Source organism: Desertibaculum subflavum (genome assembly GCA_003576705.1).
Classification (GTDB): Bacteria; Pseudomonadota; Alphaproteobacteria; order Ferrovibrionales; family Ferrovibrionaceae; genus Desertibaculum; species Desertibaculum subflavum.
Genome location: QOZS01000078.1, coordinates 1 through 17,316, shown reverse-complemented (window position 1 = coordinate 17,316; position 17,316 = coordinate 1). Strand labels below are relative to the sequence as shown.

16 protein-coding genes and 1 tRNA gene are annotated in these 17,316 nt (G+C 69.3%); 8 read left to right on the top strand and 9 right to left on the bottom strand.

What is annotated here, in order from left to right; genetic code table 11:
• Window positions 1-860: hypothetical protein (locus tag DT074_RS25595; RefSeq protein ID WP_162915237.1), on the bottom strand; the 860-nt coding region annotated here is incomplete at its 3' end.
• 251 nt (window positions 861-1,111) lie between these two features.
• Here DT074_RS25595 and DT074_RS25590 point away from each other — a divergent pair.
• The 3 genes from DT074_RS25590 to glmS all read left to right on the top strand — a co-directional run bounded on the left by DT074_RS25590 (window position 1,112) and on the right by glmS (window position 3,559).
• Window positions 1,112-1,393, top strand: coding sequence for an ACT-like domain-containing protein (locus DT074_RS25590; protein ID WP_119422697.1), 282 nt, complete (start codon window positions 1,112-1,114; stop codon window positions 1,391-1,393).
• A 62-nt stretch (window positions 1,394-1,455) separates the two neighbouring features.
• Entirely contained in the window at window positions 1,456-1,728 is a 273-nt protein-coding gene (locus DT074_RS25585) for a hypothetical protein (protein WP_119422696.1), read from the top strand.
• A gap of 13 nt (window positions 1,729-1,741) precedes the next feature.
• Window positions 1,742-3,559: a glutamine--fructose-6-phosphate transaminase (isomerizing) gene (gene glmS / locus DT074_RS25580; protein WP_119422695.1), complete on the top strand. Its 1,818-nt coding sequence runs from the start codon at window positions 1,742-1,744 to the stop codon at window positions 3,557-3,559.
• Between the two features lie 294 nt (window positions 3,560-3,853).
• On the opposite strand, the gene DT074_RS25575 is transcribed toward glmS, so the two are convergent.
• Both DT074_RS25575 and DT074_RS25570 read right to left on the bottom strand, forming a co-directional pair.
• Window positions 3,854-4,546, bottom strand: a complete 693-nt coding sequence (locus tag DT074_RS25575) for an aspartate/glutamate racemase family protein (protein WP_119422694.1) — start codon at window positions 4,544-4,546, stop codon at window positions 3,854-3,856.
• Between the two features lie 84 nt (window positions 4,547-4,630).
• On the bottom strand, window positions 4,631-5,806 hold the full coding sequence (locus tag DT074_RS25570) for a sensor histidine kinase (RefSeq protein ID WP_119422693.1): 1,176 nt from the start codon (window positions 5,804-5,806) through the stop codon (window positions 4,631-4,633).
• Window positions 5,807-6,181: 375 nt separating this feature from the next.
• Between DT074_RS25570 and DT074_RS25565 the strand changes: the two genes are divergently transcribed.
• From DT074_RS25565 to DT074_RS28315, 5 genes are all read left to right on the top strand, one after another.
• On the top strand, window positions 6,182-7,318 hold the full coding sequence (locus DT074_RS25565) for a TRAP transporter substrate-binding protein (protein WP_119422692.1): 1,137 nt from the start codon (window positions 6,182-6,184) through the stop codon (window positions 7,316-7,318).
• 117 nt (window positions 7,319-7,435) lie between these two features.
• On the top strand, window positions 7,436-8,023 hold the full coding sequence (locus DT074_RS25560; protein ID WP_119422691.1) for a TRAP transporter small permease subunit: 588 nt from the start codon (window positions 7,436-7,438) through the stop codon (window positions 8,021-8,023).
• Window positions 8,020-9,369 carry a TRAP transporter large permease gene (locus tag DT074_RS25555; protein WP_119422690.1) on the top strand — a complete coding sequence of 450 codons (1,350 nt, stop codon included), beginning with the start codon at window positions 8,020-8,022 and terminating at the stop codon, window positions 9,367-9,369. Before DT074_RS25560 ends, DT074_RS25555 begins: the two co-directional genes overlap by 4 nt.
• A gap of 1 nt (window position 9,370) precedes the next feature.
• The gene (locus tag DT074_RS25550) at window positions 9,371-10,729 is read left to right on the top strand and encodes an amidase (protein ID WP_119422689.1); all 1,359 of its coding nucleotides are present in this window, start codon (window positions 9,371-9,373) and stop codon (window positions 10,727-10,729) included.
• A complete protein-coding gene (locus DT074_RS28315) occupies window positions 10,726-10,896 on the top strand; it encodes a hypothetical protein (RefSeq protein WP_162915236.1) in 171 nt (56 codons plus the stop codon). The genes DT074_RS25550 and DT074_RS28315 overlap by 4 nt, the downstream gene beginning before the upstream one ends.
• A 9-nt stretch (window positions 10,897-10,905) precedes the next feature.
• On the opposite strand, the gene DT074_RS25545 is transcribed toward DT074_RS28315, so the two are convergent.
• The 6 genes from DT074_RS25545 to DT074_RS25520 all read right to left on the bottom strand — a co-directional run.
• Window positions 10,906-10,981: transfer RNA gene (locus tag DT074_RS25545), tRNA-Glu, on the bottom strand.
• Between the two features lie 39 nt (window positions 10,982-11,020).
• Window positions 11,021-12,793 carry a single-stranded-DNA-specific exonuclease RecJ gene (gene recJ, locus DT074_RS25540; RefSeq protein WP_119422688.1) on the bottom strand — a complete coding sequence of 591 codons (1,773 nt, stop codon included), beginning with the start codon at window positions 12,791-12,793 and terminating at the stop codon, window positions 11,021-11,023.
• A gap of 190 nt (window positions 12,794-12,983) precedes the next feature.
• The gene (gene glpX / locus DT074_RS25535) at window positions 12,984-13,940 is read right to left on the bottom strand and encodes a class II fructose-bisphosphatase (RefSeq protein ID WP_368744901.1); all 957 of its coding nucleotides are present in this window, start codon (window positions 13,938-13,940) and stop codon (window positions 12,984-12,986) included.
• Window positions 13,941-13,962: 22 nt separating this feature from the next.
• Entirely contained in the window at window positions 13,963-15,255 is a 1,293-nt protein-coding gene (locus tag DT074_RS25530; RefSeq protein WP_119422687.1) for a homoserine dehydrogenase, read from the bottom strand.
• Window positions 15,255-16,472, bottom strand: coding sequence for an LL-diaminopimelate aminotransferase (locus DT074_RS25525; RefSeq protein ID WP_119422686.1), 1,218 nt, complete (start codon window positions 16,470-16,472; stop codon window positions 15,255-15,257). Before DT074_RS25525 ends, DT074_RS25530 begins: the two co-directional genes overlap by 1 nt.
• A gap of 60 nt (window positions 16,473-16,532) precedes the next feature.
• Window positions 16,533-17,316 (bottom strand): OmpA family protein (locus DT074_RS25520; RefSeq protein ID WP_368744900.1); only part of this gene is annotated, 784 nt, incomplete at its 5' end.

Sequence of the window (17,316 nt, the reverse complement as noted above, 5' to 3'; positions counted from 1 at the left end):
TCCTCGAGCCGGCTCTCGTAGACGCAGACATCGCCGTTGGCCTGCGCGATCAGGCGCTGGTCTTCGAGTTCGGCCAAGGCCTTGCGGGCGCCCCGCACCGTGATGCCGTGGCGGCGGGATATGCGGAAGGCCCAGCTCTTGTCGCGATCATCCTCCGGGAAGTCGACCGGATCGTCGGCACGGTCGAGCATCACCTCGATCAGGGCATGGCGGGCGGCCGGGGCCAGCGCCCGGTCGGCATTGACCTTGGAGACCAGGATCAGGGTGGCCGTCTCGGGCATGCCGAGCGGGGCCTCGTCCTCATCGGCGGCGGATGGAGCGCGGCGCGTCTGTTCCTCGGTCACCAGCGCCTCGCCGCGGCGCATCTGTTCCGCCAGCACCCGGCCGAGCGCCCGCTCGGCCGAGACGGCCGTGGCGATCCGCTTCGCCGCAACGGCGCGGTCGCGCAGGCTCGCCAGCATGGCGACATGCTCCGCCCGGCTCGGGTCGGCCCGGGCCTCGGCGAGGAAGGCCCATTCGCGGGCAAGCTCGGGCCGTTCCACCGGGTCGGCAGGCGGCCCTTCGCCGGGGCGGAAGAAATGCCCGTTCGGCCGCAAGGTCAGGCAGAGCTGCTCGACCAGCTCGGCGATCGCCTGCCGCACCGTCCGCTCCGCCAGCGCCAGATGCCGCGCGAGCGCCTTCACCGGCGGCCGTTCCGGCAGGATGAAGGGATCGTCGACCGCGAGGCTCAAGGCGACCAGCACTTGCTTGGCCGCCGGGGTCAGCGCCGGGTGGCGCACTGCGCGGAGCACATGCTCCCGGCGGATCAGGTAAGACCACATCGCGAGCGAGCGTTTCGGGGGATTATAAGCATCGGGCATAGCGGTATCCAGCTAGGAATACCGTATGGTACAATATATTCACGCATGATGCAATACAGCGGTCACGCGGTGACGCGCCCCGGAGCGACCGACCGGGACCGAGGTTGGGCTTGACGCGAGGGCGACGAAGGTGGACGCTGTCATCGCTATGACGACCTGCATGCGGATCGACGCGCGAATTATGGGCCCGATGTCTCGCTGAGACGTCGGGGCAAGGCCCATCTTTCGCTGCTGTTCGATCCGAGGTTGTCATGTCTGCCGCTCTTGCCCCGCTTGCCGGGGCTTCCGAACAAAACCCCGAACTCACCGAACGCTGCTTCCGCCTGGACGCGGAGGCCGATCCCGGCCTGCTGCTCCGGGCGCTCGGCCTGTTCGCCAAGCTGAACCTGGTGCCGCGCAAAGTGGCGGCGGAGTACCAGAACGGTCGTCTGCGGGCCGAGATCAGGGTCAACGGGCTGAGCGACGGCCAGTCCGACCATATCGCCCAGGTGATGCGCGGCCTCTTCGGCGTTGAGTGGGTCATTCTGAGCTGATCTTGCCCGTCTCCGGGCAAAATGCTTGAGTTCTGGCCTGCCCGCGGCGAATTTCCCGGCCCATGTCGGATCTGACCGAACTCGACCACCTTGTCGCCTACCTGGTGCGCTCGACCCGCCTCTCGGCGGGCGAGGCCGGGCGGCTGGTCGACGAGGTGCTGGCCTACTTAAGCGAGCAGCCGGAGGACTACATCCGCCGGCGCCATGCCGAGCTGCAGCGCGAAGGCCGGTCGAACCCGGAGATCTTCGCAAGGCTCGCCCGCGAAGTGGCGGCGCGGCGCTTCAAGGCGCCCGCCTATAGCGAGCGGCAGATCCGACGCATCGTCTACGGCTGAGGAGCAGCGGCCCATGTGCGGCATCGTCGGATATATCGGCAAGCGCGACGCGACCCCGATCCTGCTGGAAGGCCTGCATCGCCTGGAATACCGGGGCTATGACAGTGCCGGCATCGCCGTGGTGCGCGACGGCGCGCTTCGCACGGCGAAGTGCAAGGGCCGGGTGCGCGACCTGGAGCAGGTCGTCCCGCCCCGCTTCCGCGGCTCGCCCGGCATCGCGCATACCCGCTGGGCCACGCATGGCGAGCCGAGCGACAGGAACGCGCATCCGCATCTCGACACGGCCGAGCGCATCGCCGTGATCCACAACGGCATCATCGAGAACGCGGCGGCGTTGCGCCGCCGGCTCGAGGGCGAAGGTGTCGCCTTCCGCTCCGAGACGGATACCGAGGTGCTGGCGCATCTGATCGCCGCCATGCCGGGCGAGAGCCTGCTGGAGCGCGTGCGCGCCGCGCTCCGCCTCGTCACCGGCACCTGGGGCCTCGCCGTGCTGGACCGCGACCGGCCGGAGAGCATCGTCGTCGCCCGCAACGGCAGCCCGGTCGTGCTCGGCATCGGCGACAAGGAGATGTTCGTCGCCTCCGATCCCTCCGCGCTGGTGCGCCACACCAAGAGCGTGGTGCATCTCGACGACGGCGAGATCGCCGAGGTGCGGGCCGACGGCTTCGCAAGTTCCACCTTGGACGGCGGGCCGACCGAGAAGGTGCGCCACACCGTCACCTGGACCGACGAGAGCTTCGACAAGGGCAGCTTCACCCATCACATGCGGAAGGAGATCGATGAGCAGCCCGACGCCGTGCGCGCCACGTTGAGTGGCCGTCTGGAGCCGCGCTTCCAGACCAGCCATCTCGGCGGCATCGAGATGACGGCGCGCGAGCTGCTCGATATTCGTCGGGTGAAAGTTCTGGGCTGCGGCTCCGCCTATATCGCCGGGCTGCTCGGCGCTCAGCTGATCGAGCAGCTGGCCCGCCTGCCCGCCAGCGCCGAGCCGGCCTCCGAGTTCCGCTACCGCAACCCGGTGATCGAGCCGGACACGCTCTACATCGCCGTCAGCCAGTCCGGCGAGACCTTCGACACCCTCGCCGCCGTGCAGGAGGTGAAGCGCAAGGGCGGCCGTGTGCTCGGCATCGTCAACGTGGTGGGCAGCACCATCGCACGCGAATGCGGCCGCGGCATCTACATCCATGCCGGGCCGGAAGTCGCGGTGGTCTCGACCAAGACCTTCACCTGCACGGCGACCGCCTTCGCGCTGCTGGCGCTGCATCTCGGCCGCATCCGCGACCTTTCGACCGCGCAAGGCGCGCGGCTGATCGCCGGCCTGAAGGCGCTGCCGGAACAGATCGGCGCGGTGCTGGCGCAGGAGGCCGACATCGCCGGCCTGGCGAGCCAGCTTGCCCGCGCCGAGCACGCCTATTTCGTCGGCCGCGCGTCAGGCTATCCGGTGGCGATGGAAGGCGCGCTGAAGCTGAAGGAGGTGAGCTATCTGCATGCCGAGGCCTATCCGGCCTCGGAGCTGAAGCACGGCCCGCTTGCCCTGATCGCGCCGGAGACGCCGACGATCGTCGTGCTGCCGCGCGACGACCTGTTCCCGAAGAACATCTCCACCATCGAGGAGATCCGCGCCCGCAAGGGCCCGGTCTTCGTCGTCACGCACGAGGGCGATCTGCCGGTGCCGGTCGACGGCGTGATGCGGGTGGCGAAATCGGAGCCCGAGCTCGATCCGATCCTGCTCGGCCTGCCGCTGCAGCTGCTCGCCTATCACGTCGCGCTGGCGCGCGGCTGCGACATCGACAAGCCGCGCAACCTGGCGAAGTCGGTGACGGTGGAGTGAGCCCGGCGGCGCCGGGCTACCAGACCGCCGCCACGATCAGCCCGAAACCAAGGGCCGCGATATAGAGAACAACCACGCCGAACTCGTCGATCGCGGTCCCCCGCCCGGAATACCTGTCCACCGCCTCACCTCTTTGTCTTCTGGCAGTGGATACGGGGGCGCGCGATCCGCGGATGGTGCGGTCCGTCACGCCGGCGCTGTGCGCGGGGTCACATGGCACCCGGGCCGCCATCGCGGCTCGATCGCGAGGTCGCCGGCTTAACCCTGTTTCGGCGACGGCGGCGCCGTGCCGCCCTACCCCTGCACCGCCCGCCGCAGCGCGGCGCGAGCGAGCAGCCGCGTGGAATCGAGGGTCGGCAGCGGGGAATTGGCGTCGCCGATGATCAGCGGGATCTCGGTGCAGCCGAGCACCACGGCATCGCAGCCATCCCCCTTCATGCGGGCGATGACCTGCTGGAAGCAGGCGGTGCCCTCGGGTGTGAGGATGCCGCCGACCAGCTCGTCCATGATGACGCGGTTGGTCTCGTCGCGCTCCGCCGCATTCGGGCGGAGGTATTGCAGGCCGCGCCGCGCGAAGCTCTCGGGATAGACCTCGCTGTCGACCAGCCAGCGCGTGCCGGTGATGCCGATCTTGCGGAAGCCGCGCGCCGCCGCCGCGTCGGCGACCACCTCGGCGATATGCAGCCAGGGCAAGGGCGAGCGCGGCAGCACCTCGGGCAGCGCCTGGTGGATGGTGTTGTCCGGGCAGATCAGAAAATCGGCGCCGATGGCCGCGAGCTTCCCGGCCGAGGTGAGCATCAGCGCCGCGACGCCGCTCCAGTCGCCGCGCTCGAGGCAGGCGACGTAGTCGGCGAGCGAGGGCGTGTGCATCGAAACTTCCGGATGCGCGTGGCCGCCGAGCAGGCCGGCGCCCTCCGCGCAGATGGTGCGGTAGCAGAGCGCGGCGCCTTCGGCCGAGCAGGCGACGATGCCGATATGCCGGGGCATGGCATTCCCATGGCTGGAAGGAGCGATTCGGGAGAAACTACGGGCTCGGCGACGGTGGCGAAAGCGGCCGATAATCGGCGCGCCTCAGGCGATGGCCCGCGTTGCCTCTTCGGCCAGCACGCGTGCGGCGGGGAACAGCAGCGTCGCCAGGGTGCCGCCGCCCGGCGCCGGCTCGACCGCGAGCCGGCCGCCATGCAGCTCGATCAGCGCCTTGACCAGCGACAGGCCGAGCCCGGTGCCGGCATGGCGGCGGGTCAGCTCGTTGTCGACCTGGCCGAACGGGCGCAGCACGCGGTCCAGCTCCTCCGGCGCGATGCCGATGCCGGTATCGCGCACGTCGATGGCGAATTCGCCGCTCGCCCTGAGGCTCGCCTGGACCACGATGCGCCCGGTCGGCGGCGTGAACTTGATGGCGTTGGAGAGCAGGTTGAGCAGCATCTGCCGTGCCGCCCGCTCGTCGAGCCGGAGGCGGACCGGTGTGACGATGTCGACGCTGAGCTGCAGGCGGGCGATGCGCACCTGCTCGGTGATGATGCGTACCGTCGAGTGGATCAGCGCCTCGGCGGTGGCGGCCGTCTCGCGCAGCTCCATGCGGCCCGCCTCGATCTTCGCCATGTCGAGGATGTCGTTGATGATGGCGAGCAGGTGCTGGCCGCTGGCATGGATGTCGCCGGCATATTCGGCATAGCGCGCCGTGCCGAGCGGACCGTAGAGCTCCGTCTGCAGCACTTCGGAGAAGCCTATGATGGCGTTGAGCGGCGTGCGCAGCTCGTGGCTCATATTGGCGAGGAATTGCGACTTGCTGCGGCTTGCCAGCATCGCCTCGTGGCGGGCGGCTTCCAGATCGCGGCTGCGCTGCTCGCTGCGCAGCACGGTGAGGCGGAGCAAGGACAGCGCCGTGCAGACGCCGGCATAGCGCCCCTCCTTCACCACCAGGAAGCCGCGCACCAATGCGCTCGGGCTCTCGGCGACGATATGCGCCTGCAGCAGATCCACATCCGTCCCGACATCGACGATCAGCGGCGCGGCATCCATCAGCACGGTGACGGGCTTCAGCGCATAGAGCGCCCGCCCGTAGTCGCGCGCCAGGGTGAGCAGCAGATCGTGCCGGTTGACGAGGCCGACCGGGCGTCCGGCATCGACCACTGCCAGCGTGATCAGGTCGGGATCGGCGCTGAAGCGTTGATACACCGCCCCGCAGGTCTCGCTCGGAGCCACGGGCGGCAAATAGTCGGCGACGAATCCAATGGTCTCAGACACGTAAAGCGCCCCGGAATGACAAAAGTCGGCTCGGTCCCTACCGATCCCGGAGCAACTTCTTGGCGGTCAGTCGTTAGAACTCAGTGAATTCGAGTGTACCTTCGGATCATTGTCGTTGTCATATGAGAGCAATAAATCTGTCATCGAAGATCTGAATTGAAATGTCCGGCGGATACATTGTCAGAGGCCGCGGCGGATACTGAAGAGATCTTCAGGTCGAGCCTTCGTGGCGGCGGGCGGCGCGATGGATCACAAAGAGGCAAGCCGGCGCAAATTCCTTTAGCGTTTGCCCGTTTTCATGCCACGCTTGCACCTATCGCTTGTGATCGCGGCGCAAGGCAGCGCCGCATCCGGGGATAAGAACGGGGAGGCGACATGACTGCCAAGACTGTCGACAGCAAGACTCCGTCCAAGCGGGCCTCGCGCCGCCGGTTCCTTACCGGTGCCGGCGTCGCCGCCGCGGCGATCGCCATGCCGAACGTCTCGCGCGCGCAGACCGCGACCCTGAAGATGCAGACGTCGTGGACGGCGTCCGACATCTTCCAGGAGATGGCGGCCGACTACTGCAACCGCGTGAACCAGATGGCCGGCGGCCGCCTGAAGATCGACCTCCTGGTCGGCGGCGCCGTGGTGCATCCCTTCAGCGTGCAGGACGCGGTGCATACCGGCGCGCTCGACGCCGCCCACACCGTGACCGTCTACTGGTACGGCAAGCACAAGGCGGCGTCGCTGTTCGGCACCGGCCCGGTCTTCGGCTTCAACGCCGAGCAGGGCCTCGGCTGGATCTACAACGGCGGCGGGCTCGAGCTCTATCAGGAGCTGGTGGACAACATCCTGAAGCTGAACATCACCAGCTTCTTCGCCATGCCGATGCCGACCCAGCCGCTCGGCTGGTTCAAGAAGCCGGTGAAGACCGCAGCCGATATGAAGGGCCTCAAATACCGCACCGTCGGCCTTGCCGCCGACCTGTTCCAGTCGATGGGCCTCGCGGTGGCGCAGCTGCCGGGCGGCGAGATCGTGCCGGCGATGGAGCGCGGCGTGATCGACGCCTTCGAGTTCAACAACCCGACCTCGGACCGCCGGTTCGGCGCCCAGAACGTCGCCAAGAACTACATGATGGGCAGCTACCACCAGGCGACCGAGTATTTCGAGATCATGTTCAACAAGGGCAAGTTCGCGGCCCTGCCGGCCGAGCACAAGGCGATCCTGCGCTATGCCGCCGAGGCGGCCTCCTCCGCCAACTACTGGAAGGCGATGGACGTCTATTCAAAGGACCTGCAGGAGCTGAAGGACAAGGAGAAGGTGACCGTCCACCGCACGTCCAAGGAAATCTTCCTGGCCCAGATCAAGGCCTGGGACGGACTGATCGAGCAGCTGGGCAAGGACGCCTACATGAAGAAGGTCATGGACTCGCAGAAGGCCTGGGCCAAGCGGGTCGCCTACTACGAGTTCTTCAACTCGGCCGACTACCAGACCGCCTACGAGCACCATTTCGGCAAGCTGGACCTCTAGGGGGTTGCCGCGACACTGACCGGATCGGGCGGGGTCATGGCGCATGCCGTGTCCCCGCCCTATTCTTGAGCCTGCCGACGACATCGTAATATCGTCGCGTCCGGGGAGGCACGCCGCATGTCCGGGGTGGTGAGGACGATCGACCAGCTGAGCGCCTGGGTCGGCAAGTGCTTCGGCTGGATGATCATGGTGCTGACCTTGGGCGTCAGCTACGAAGTGTTCGTTCGCTATGTGCTCGGCGCGCCGACCACCTGGGCCTTCGATCTCAGCTACATGACCTATGGCGCCCTGCTGCTGCTCAGCGGGCCCTACACGCTGTCGCGCAATGGTCATGTGCGCGGCGACGTGCTGTACCGGCTGTGGCCGGCACGCACCCAGGCGTCGATCGACCTCGTGCTCTATCTGATTTTCTTCTTTCCCGCCGTCACGGCGCTGATCTTCTCGGGCTGGACCTTCGCCGCCCTCTCGCTCCGCTTCCGCGAGCTCAGCATCTTCAGCCCCGCCGGCATGCCGGTCTTCCCGCTGAAGATGCTGCTGCCGGTGACCGGCTGCCTCCTGTTTCTGCAGGGCATCGCCGAGGTGCTGCGCTGCATCATCTGCATCCGCATGGGCCGCTGGCCGACCCGGCTGCACGACGTCGAGGAGATGGAGAGCATCATCCTGGCGCAGCAGCAATCCAGTGCGAGCGGAGGCGCCGCGCGATGACCGACCCGCAGATCGGCATCGTGATGCTGGGACTCTTCATCCTCATCGTGATGCTGGGCTTCCCGATCGCCTTCACCCTGATGGCGATGGGCGTCGGCTTCGGCTTCTACGCCTATTTCACCCCGGGCCAGGAGTTCTTCGACAACCGCATCTTCGGCCTGCTGGTGCAGAAGAGCTTCGAGGTCACCACCAGCGACGTGCTGACCGCCGTGCCGCTCTTCCTGTTCATGGGATACGTGGTCGAGCGCGCCAATATCCTCGATCGGTTGTTTCATAGCGTGCAGCTCGCCGCCCGCCATGTGCCGGGCTCGCTCGCCGTGGCGACGCTCATCACCTGCGCGCTGTTCGCAACCGCGACCGGCATCGTCGGTGCGGTGGTGACGCTGATGGGCCTGCTCGCCTTTCCGGCCATGCTGCGGGCGGGCTATGACGTCCGGCTTTCGGCCGGCGTGGTCTGCGCGGGCGGCTGCCTCGGCATTCTGATCCCGCCCAGCATCCTGCTGATCGTCTATGCCGCGGCCGCCGGCATCTCGGCCGTTAAGCTCTACGCGGCGGCGTTCTTTCCCGGCTTCCTGCTGGCCGGGCTGTATGTGGTCTATGTCATCGTGCTGGCGATGATCAATCCGAAGCTGGCGCCGAAGCTGCCGAAGTCGATGACCGAGGTGCCGTTCGGCACCGTGCTGTGGGCGCTCGCAACCTCGTTCTTCCCGCTCGCCGTCCTCATCCTGTCGGTGCTCGGCGCCATCCTGTTCGGGCTGGCGACCCCCTCGGAGGCGGCCGCGATCGGCGCGCTCGGCAGCCTGATCCTGGCTGCCGCCTATCGCTCGCTCACCTTCGGGCGCCTGCGCGAGGCGGTGTTCCTGACCGCGCGTACCACGGCCATGGTCTGCTACCTGTTCATCGGGTCATGGACCTTCTCTTCGGTGTTCTCCTATCTCGGCGGCCACAGCGTGGTGGAGGAGTTCATCACCAGTCTCGACATGTCGCCGGTCGCCTTCCTGATCCTGGCCCAGGTGATCATCTTCCTGCTCGGCTGGCCGCTGGAATGGAGCGAGATCGTCATCATCTTCGTGCCGATCTTCCTGCCGCTGCTGAAGGTGTTCGACGTCGATCCGCTGTTCTTCGGCATCCTGGTGGCGCTCAACATCCAGACCTCGTTCAACACGCCGCCGATGGCGATGGCCGCCTATTACCTCAAGGGGGTGGCGCCGCCGCATGTCAAGCTGACGCAGATCTTCGCCGGCTCGCTGCCCTTCGTCGGCATGGTCTTCCTCAGCATGGTGATCTGCTACGTGTGGCCGGAGATCGTCACCGCGCTGCCCGACTACCTCTACACGCCGCGCTGACATGGTTGCCGCTGCACCGCATACGCTCTCGGCCGCCGAGCTCGCGCTCAGGATCGGCCGCGGCGAGTTGAGCGCGGTCGAGGCGGTGACGGACTGCCTCGCGCGGATCGAGGCGGCGGACGGCGATGTGCAGGCCTGGCAATTCCTCGACGGCGAGCACGCAATGGCGCAGGCAAAGGCGCTGGATCTTCGCCGCGCGGAGGGCCGCCCGACCGGCCGGCTGCATGGCGTGCCGGTCGCCGTCAAGGACATCTTCGATACCGGCGACATGCCGACTGAGCTCGGCTCTCCGCTCTACAGCGGCCGCACGCCGCGGCGCGACGCCGCCTGCGTCGCGCGCCTGCGCGCGGCCGGTGCGGTGATCATGGGCAAGAGCGTGACCACCGAATTCGCCTGCCTGCATCCCGGGAAGACGCGCAACCCGCACGATCCGAGGCGGACGCCGGGCGGCTCTTCCTCCGGCTCCGCCGCTGCCGTCGCCGCGATGATGGTGCCGGGCGCGGTCGGCTCGCAGACCAACGGCTCGGTCATCCGGCCGGCCTCGTTCTGCGGCGTGGTCGGCTTCAAGCCGAGCCACGGCGTGATCCCGCGCAGCGGCGCGCTCATCCTGTCGCGCACGCTGGACCATGTCGGCGTGTTCGCGCGCACGGTGGAGGACGCGGCGCTCTTTGCCGAGGTGATGGCGGGTTTCGACGCGGACGATGCCGACACGCAACCGATCGCGACGCCGCCGCTCACCCGGGTGGCGGCCGAAGCGCCGCCCCTGCCGCCGAAGCTCGGCATGGTGAGGACCGCGGCCTGGGACCAGGCGGAACCGCAGACCCATGCCGCCTTCGCCGAGCTGATCGAGGCGCTCGGCGAGCGCGTGGCCGAGGCGGCCTTGCCGCAGATCGCCGATCACGTCTTCGACCTGCATCGCATCGTGATGGATGTCGAGATCGCCCACAATCTGCGCCGCGAATACGAGGACGGCGGCGATCAGCTGAGCGCCGGCCTGCGCGACATGATCGCGCGCGGCCGCACTCACCTCGCCTTCGAGTACCGGCGGGCGGTCGACCTGATCGACCGCATCAACGCCGCGGTCGACGAGCTGTTCGATCAATGCGATGCGCTGGTGACGCCGGCTGCGCCGGGCGAGGCGCCGGTCGGGCTCGGCTCGACCGGCAATCCGGCCTTCTGCACCATCTGGACCTATCTCGGCCTGCCGGCCGTCAGCCTGCCCTTGCTGCGGGGCGAGAACGGGATGCCGATCGGGGTCCAGCTGGTCGGCCGGCGGGGCAACGATGCGCGGCTGCTGCGCACGGCGCGCTGGCTGGCCGGCGAGGTCGGCGGCGGCAAGCGGGGGAGACGCCGGGCATGATCACCAATATCATCTGCGCCGCGATCGGCATCGCGCTCTTCGTCGCCTTCATCGGCACCATCGTCTGGTGGGTGAAGCCGATCCCGCTCGCCATCATCGCCGCCGGCGTGATCGTCGCCATGATCTACGACGTGGTGCTGAGCGTGCGCGAAGACGGCAACCGGTAGCGCGGCGGCTGGCGACCCCAACGGGAATCGAACCCGTGTCTTCACCGTGAAAGGGTGACGTCCTAGGCCTCTAGACGATGGGGTCGTGGGCGCCGGCAGGGTTTATCGGGGCAGGCCCGGGAGATCAAGCGGGAACGGCGCCGGCGACCGGCGCGGCGTCGTCGATAACGAGCTGGGCCTCGGCCTCGCCCCGCCAATGGTTGAGCCCGAGGGTGCCGGCGAGGTGCAGCGGCGCGCCGTCGCCTTTCAGCAGGGCCCGGCCGAGCGCGGTATCCACGGCGCGGAAGGCGATGGCCTTGAGCTTGGCGCCGCCCGGCGCGGTCAGGCTCACCCGGACATGGCGCTCCCCCACCACGTCGCGCCAGCCGATCCGGGCATCGGCGATGGCCAGCCGCGGGATGGCGTTGCCGGGGCCATAGGGTCCGGCCTGCTCGATCAGGGTGGCGAGCGCCGCGTTGGCGCCGCCCACGGCCACGGCGCCGTCGAGCTGCAGCACGTTGCGGTCGGTCCGGGCCGTCACCTGCGCGGCCAGCCTTTCGTGCAGGAAGGCGGCGAGGTCGGCGACCCGGTCGGCCGCCACGGTCAGCCCGGCCGCCATCGGGTGGCCGCCGCCGTTGAGCAGCAGGCCCGACTGCTTCGCCGCCACCACGGCGGCACCGAGGTCGATGCCCGGGATGGAACGGCCCGACCCCTTGCCGATACCGCCTTCGAGGCCGATCACGATGGCCGGGCGGCGGAAGCGTTCCTTCAGCCGGCCGGCGACGATGCCGACGACGCCGGCATGCCAGCCCTCGCCGGCGGCGACGATGAGCGGCGCTTCGCTGGCCAGGGCCTGCGCCAGCGCCGCCGCCTCGACCTCCGCCTCGATCTCGCGGCGGGACTGATTGAGGCGCGAAAGCTCGGCCGCCAGAGCCGCCGCCTCGGCCGGATCGTCGGTCGAGAGCAGCCGGGTGCCGAGATCGGATCGGCCGACCCGGCCGCCGGCATTGACGCGCGGGCCGAGTAGATAGCCGAGGTGATAGGCGGTCGGCGCGGTGGAGATGCCGGCGGCATCGATCAGCGCGGCGAGCCCCGCATTGCGCCGCCTGGCCAGCACCTTCAGCCCCTGGCCGGCGAAGGCGCGGTTGACGCCGGTCATCGGCACCACGTCGCAGACGGTGCCGAGGGCCACGAGGTCGAGCAGGTCGAGCAGCGCGGGATCGCCGGCGACGCCGCGCTCGCGCAAGGTTCGGGCGGTGGCGACGGCGAGCAGGAAGGCGCAGCCGACGGCGGCGAGCTGGCCGAGGCCGCCGCTCTCGTCGAGACGGTTCGGATTGACCACGGCGACCGCCGGCGGCAGCTCCGGCTCGGCCAGATGATGGTCGACGACGATCGCGTCGAGGCCGATGCGGCGCGCCTCGGCGAGCGGCTCATGCGCGAGCGTGCCGCAATCGAGCGTGAGCACGAGGCCGGCGCCGCGCTCCTTAAGCGCGCGCAGCGCTGCCGCGTTCGGGCCATACCCCTCCTTCATGCGGTCCGGGATGTGGACCAGCGGTTCGGCGCCGTAGCTGCGCAGGAAGCGGATCAGCACCGCGCTGGAGGTCGCGCCATCAACGTCGTAGTCGCCGAGCAGGGCCACCCGCTCGCCCATCTGCACCGCGTCGGCAAGCCGCGCCGCCGCGGCGTCCATGTCGCGCAGGCGGCTCGGATCGGGCAGCCAGTCGCGCAGCTTCGGGTCGAGCCAGCGCGGCGCCTCGTCGGGTACCACGCCGCGTCCGGCCAGCACCCGGCCGATCAGTTCCGGCACGTTCAGGCTCTGGGCGATCGCCGCCGCGTGTCGCGCATCCGCGGCGCGGGCTTCCCAGCGCCGCTCCGTCAGCGAGCGCTCGACGCCGAGGAAAGCGGGGGCGCCGCTCATGGCTAGAGCCCTCTCCGCCCGCAACGCGGGGGGAGAGGGTTGGGTGAGGTGGGGAGGATGCGGCGGCAGGATGTGCGCGAGCGCTTATGCGTTGCGCACAGACAAATGCCGTCGAGAAGCGGCACGCCCCACCTCTCCAAACCCTCTCCGCCCCTGAGGGGCAGAGAGGGCTTTAGCGAGGAGGCGCCCGTCATCCGCGATGGAAGGTCTTGATGTAGCGGACCGTACCGGTGGAGGCGCGCATGGCGACCGAATGCGAGGTGAAGCCGCCGGCGACGCGGTGCACGCCCTGCAGCATCGAGCCGTCGGTCACGCCGGTGGCGACGAAGATCACCTCTCCGCTGGCGAGGTCGGTCGTGTTGTACTTGCGGTTCAGGTCCTTGATGCCGGCGCGCGCGGCGCGGCCGCGCTCGTCGTCGTTGCGGAACAAGAGCCGTCCCTGGATCTGGCCGCCGATGCAGCGCAAGGCCGCGGCGGCCAGCACGCCCTCCGGCGCGCCGCCCGAGCCCATATACATGTCGATGCCGGTGCCGGGCTCCGAGGTCGCGATCACGCCGGCGACGTCGCCGTCGGTGATCAGCCGGATCCGCGCGCCGCTCTCGCGCACCGCGGCGATCAGATCGCCATGGCGCGGCCGGTCGAGGATGCAGACCACGATGTCGCCGACCGGCACCTTCTTCGCCTTGGCGACCGCCTTGATGTTGTCGGCCGGCTTCTGGTCCAGGTCGACGATGCCCTCCGGCAGGCCGGCGCCGACACCGATCTTGTCCATGTAGACATCGGGTGCGTGCAGGAAGCCGCCGCGATTGGCGAAGGCGAGCACCGCCATGGCGTTCGGGCCGCCCTTCGCCGTCAGCGTCGTGCCTTCCAGCGGGTCGAGCGCGATGTCGACCTCCGGTCCGCTGCCGCCGCCGACCTTCTCGCCGATATAGAGCATCGGCGCCTCGTCGCGCTCGCCCTCGCCGATCACCACCGTGCCGACGATGTCGAGGATGTTGAGCGCCTTGCGCATGGCGTCGACCGCGGCCTGGTCGGCCGCCTTCTCGTCGCCGCGGCCCATCAGCCTGGATGCCGCCAGCGCGGCCGCCTCGGTGACGCGCACCGCTTCCAGGGTCATCTGGCGTTTGATGCCTGACGTCTCGGGCATGGTTCGGCCCTCTCCCTTTGCTCTAGAGCTGTTCGATACGGATCATGCAGGGCGGCGCCGTCACCGAGGCGAGGGCGCCGATCTTGGCGAGCGCCCGGCGCATCGCCGCCTCCTCGGTCTCGTGCGTCACCATGACCACCGGCACCGCCTCGTCCGAGACGGCGCGGGCACGCTGCAGCAAGGATTCGATCGAGATGCGCTCGTCCCGCAGGACGGCCGACACATCGGCGATCACGCCGGGCCGGTCGGCGACGGTGAGCCGCACATAGTACTCGCCGACATGGCGCTCCATCGGCGCGGCCGGGATGTCGGCGAGATGCGCCGCGGCGACGCCGTAGAGCGGCGGCACCTTGCCGCGCGCAACATCGATCAGGTCGGCGACCACGGCGGAGGCCGTGGGACCGGCGCCGGCGCCGCGGCCGACATACATGGTGCGGTCGACGAAATCGCCCTCGGCCACCACCGCGTTGAACACCCCGTCGACATGCGCGATCGCCTGCTCGGCATCCACCATGCAGGGATGCACGCGCTGCTCGATGCCGTCCCGCGTGCGGCGCGCGATGGCGAGCAGCTTGATGCGGTAGCCGAGCTCGCGGGCATAGTCGATGTCGATGGCATCGACGGCGCGGATGCCCTCGATATGCACGGCGCCGAAATCGACCGGCCGGTTGAAGGCGATGCCGGCCAGCACGGCGAGCTTGTGGGCGGCGTCGATGCCGTCGACATCGAAACTCGGATCGGCCTCGGCGTAGCCCAGCTTCTGCGCCTCGGCCAGCACCTCGGCGAAGCCGCGCCCGCTCTCCTGCATCTGGGTCAGGATGTAGTTGCAGGTGCCGTTCAGGATGCCGAACACGCGCTCGATCCGATTGGCGGCCAGGCCTTCGCGCAGCGCCTTGACGATCGGGATGCCGCCGGCCACCGCCGCTTCGCAGGCGATCGGCACGCCGGCCGCCTCCGCCGCGCGGGCCAGCGCGGTGCCGTGCAGCGCCAGCATCGCCTTGTTGGCGGTGACGACCGGCTTTTTCGCCTTCAGCGCAGCTTCGGTCAGCTCGCGCGCCACGCCGTCGGCGCCGCCGATGACCTCCACCACCACATCAATCGAGGTGTCGGTGGCAAGCGCCCTGGCATCGTCGACCCAACGCACATCGTTGAGCGGCAGGTCGCGCTGCTTCGCGCGGTCGCGCGCGGCGACGGCGGCGACGCGGATCGCCCGCCCGGCGCGCTCCGCGATCACGTCGGCATGCGCGGCCAGCAAGCGAACGACACCGCCGCCGACGGTGCCGAGGCCCGCCAGCCCAACCTGCAACGCGCGCATCAGGAAGCGAGCCGGTGTTTGGCGGTCTTGACCGCGTCGGGATCGGCGGCCGTGAGGAAGCGCTTGATCGAGCGCGCCGCCTGGCGGATGCGGTGCTCGTTCTCCACCAGCGCGATGCGCACATGGGTGTCGCCGTATTCCCCGAAGCCGACGCCCGGTGCCACGGCGACCTGCGCCTCGGCCAGCAGGCGCTTGGAGAATTCGAGCGAGCCGAGATTGTTGAACCGCTCCGGGATCGGCGCCCAGGCGAACATCGAGGCGTTGGGGCTCGGGATCTCCCAGCCGGCTTGGGCGAGGCTGCGCACCAGCACGTCGCGCCGCGCCTTGTAGGTGGCGCGGATCTCGGCCACGCAATCCTGCGGCCCGTTCAGCGCCGCGGCGGCGGCGACCTGGATCGGCGTGAAGGCGCCGTAATCGAGATAGGACTTGATGCGGGTCAGCGCGTGCACCAGCCGCCGGTTGCCGGTGGCGAAGCCGACCCGCCAGCCCGGCATCGAATAGGTCTTGCTCATCGAGGTGAACTCGATGGCGACGTCCTTGGCGCCCGGCACCTGCAGGATCGAGGGCGGCGGGTTGTCGTCGAAGTAGATCTCGGCATAGGCGAGATCGGAGATCACGAACAGGTTGCGCGACTTCGCGAAGTCGACGATCTGGCCGTAGAAGTCGAGATCGACCGTCATCGCCGTCGGATTGGCCGGGAAGCTGACGATCAGCGCGATCGGCGGCGGCACGCAATGGCGCGCGCCGCGCTCCAGGGCGGCGAGGAAGTCGACCCCCTGCCCGATCGGCACATGGCGCAAGGTGGCGCCGGCGATGATGAAGCCGAAGGGATGGATCGGATAGCTCGGGTTCGGACACAGGATGCTGTCGCCGGGCGAGGAGATCGCCTGGGCGAGATTGGCGAGGCCCTCCTTGGAACCGAGCGTCACCACCGTCTCGGTTTCCGGGTCGATATCGACGCCGAAGCGGCGGCCGTAATAGGCGGCCTGGGCCTTGCGCAGGCCGGCGATGCCGCGCGAGGCCGAGTAGCGGTGGGCGCGCGGGTTGCGCGCCGCCTCGACCAGCTTCTCGACGATATGCGGCGGCGTCGGCATGTCGGGATTGCCCATGCCGAAATCGATGATGTCCTCGCCGGCGGCGCGCGCCTGCGCCTTCATCTTGTTGACGGATTCGAAGACGTAGGGCGGCAGGCGCTTGATGCGGTGGAATTCTTCCATGACACGGTCCGAAAGATGCGCGGCGGGCGAGTCGTTTGCCGCGCCGCAACCTAGCCTGAATCAGTTCTCCAGGTACACTTCGACGCGGTTGGCGGCGCCATCGGCGCCAAATCCATGCGCCTCCACGAAGACGTATTGCTGATTGGCGCCCTCGCGCACCAGCTCCCGCGCCACGGCGTTGGCGCGGTCCTGCGACAACCGGAACGCGCCGACGGTGCCGGCGCTGCGCGGGGCATAGCCGACCACCCGGATGGTGCCGCCACGCGTGTTGTGCTGCGCCAGGGCGCTCGAAACGACCTCCCGGTCGCGCCGGTCCAGGTTCGCTCCGCCCGAGGGGAACTCCACCGTCCCCACGAGGCGAGAACCGGCACGGTCGAATGGCACGCTCTGGTTCACCGCCGGCAGGCCGCCCGCCGCCCCGATCGGCGCCAGCCGGGCCGGCCCCGCCTGGGGCGCGATGGCAGGGGCCGTTGTCGGCGGGATATAGGCGGCGGCCGGTACCGAGGCGTGATAGGCATCCAGCACATTGGCCGGCACCGTCGTCGCCGGACGCTGCAGCCCGGTCGGCCGCGAGGTGGCGAAAGCGGCATTGGCGGGGGCGGTGGTGACCGTGGCGGCCGATTGCGACAGCGCCGCGATATAGGTGGATTCGAGCACCTGGGTGTCGCGGATCGGGGCCACGTAGCCGCCGGTCGGCGGCGGCGGCAAGGTCGCGACCGGCCGGGTGGTCGCCCAATAGGGTGAGGGCGCCTGGGTTGGCGCCACCGGCGCCGCGGCGACGGGCGACGGCGCGGTCGGCTGCGGCGACGCGGTCGCCGGACCCGGGGCCACCGGGGCAGTCGCC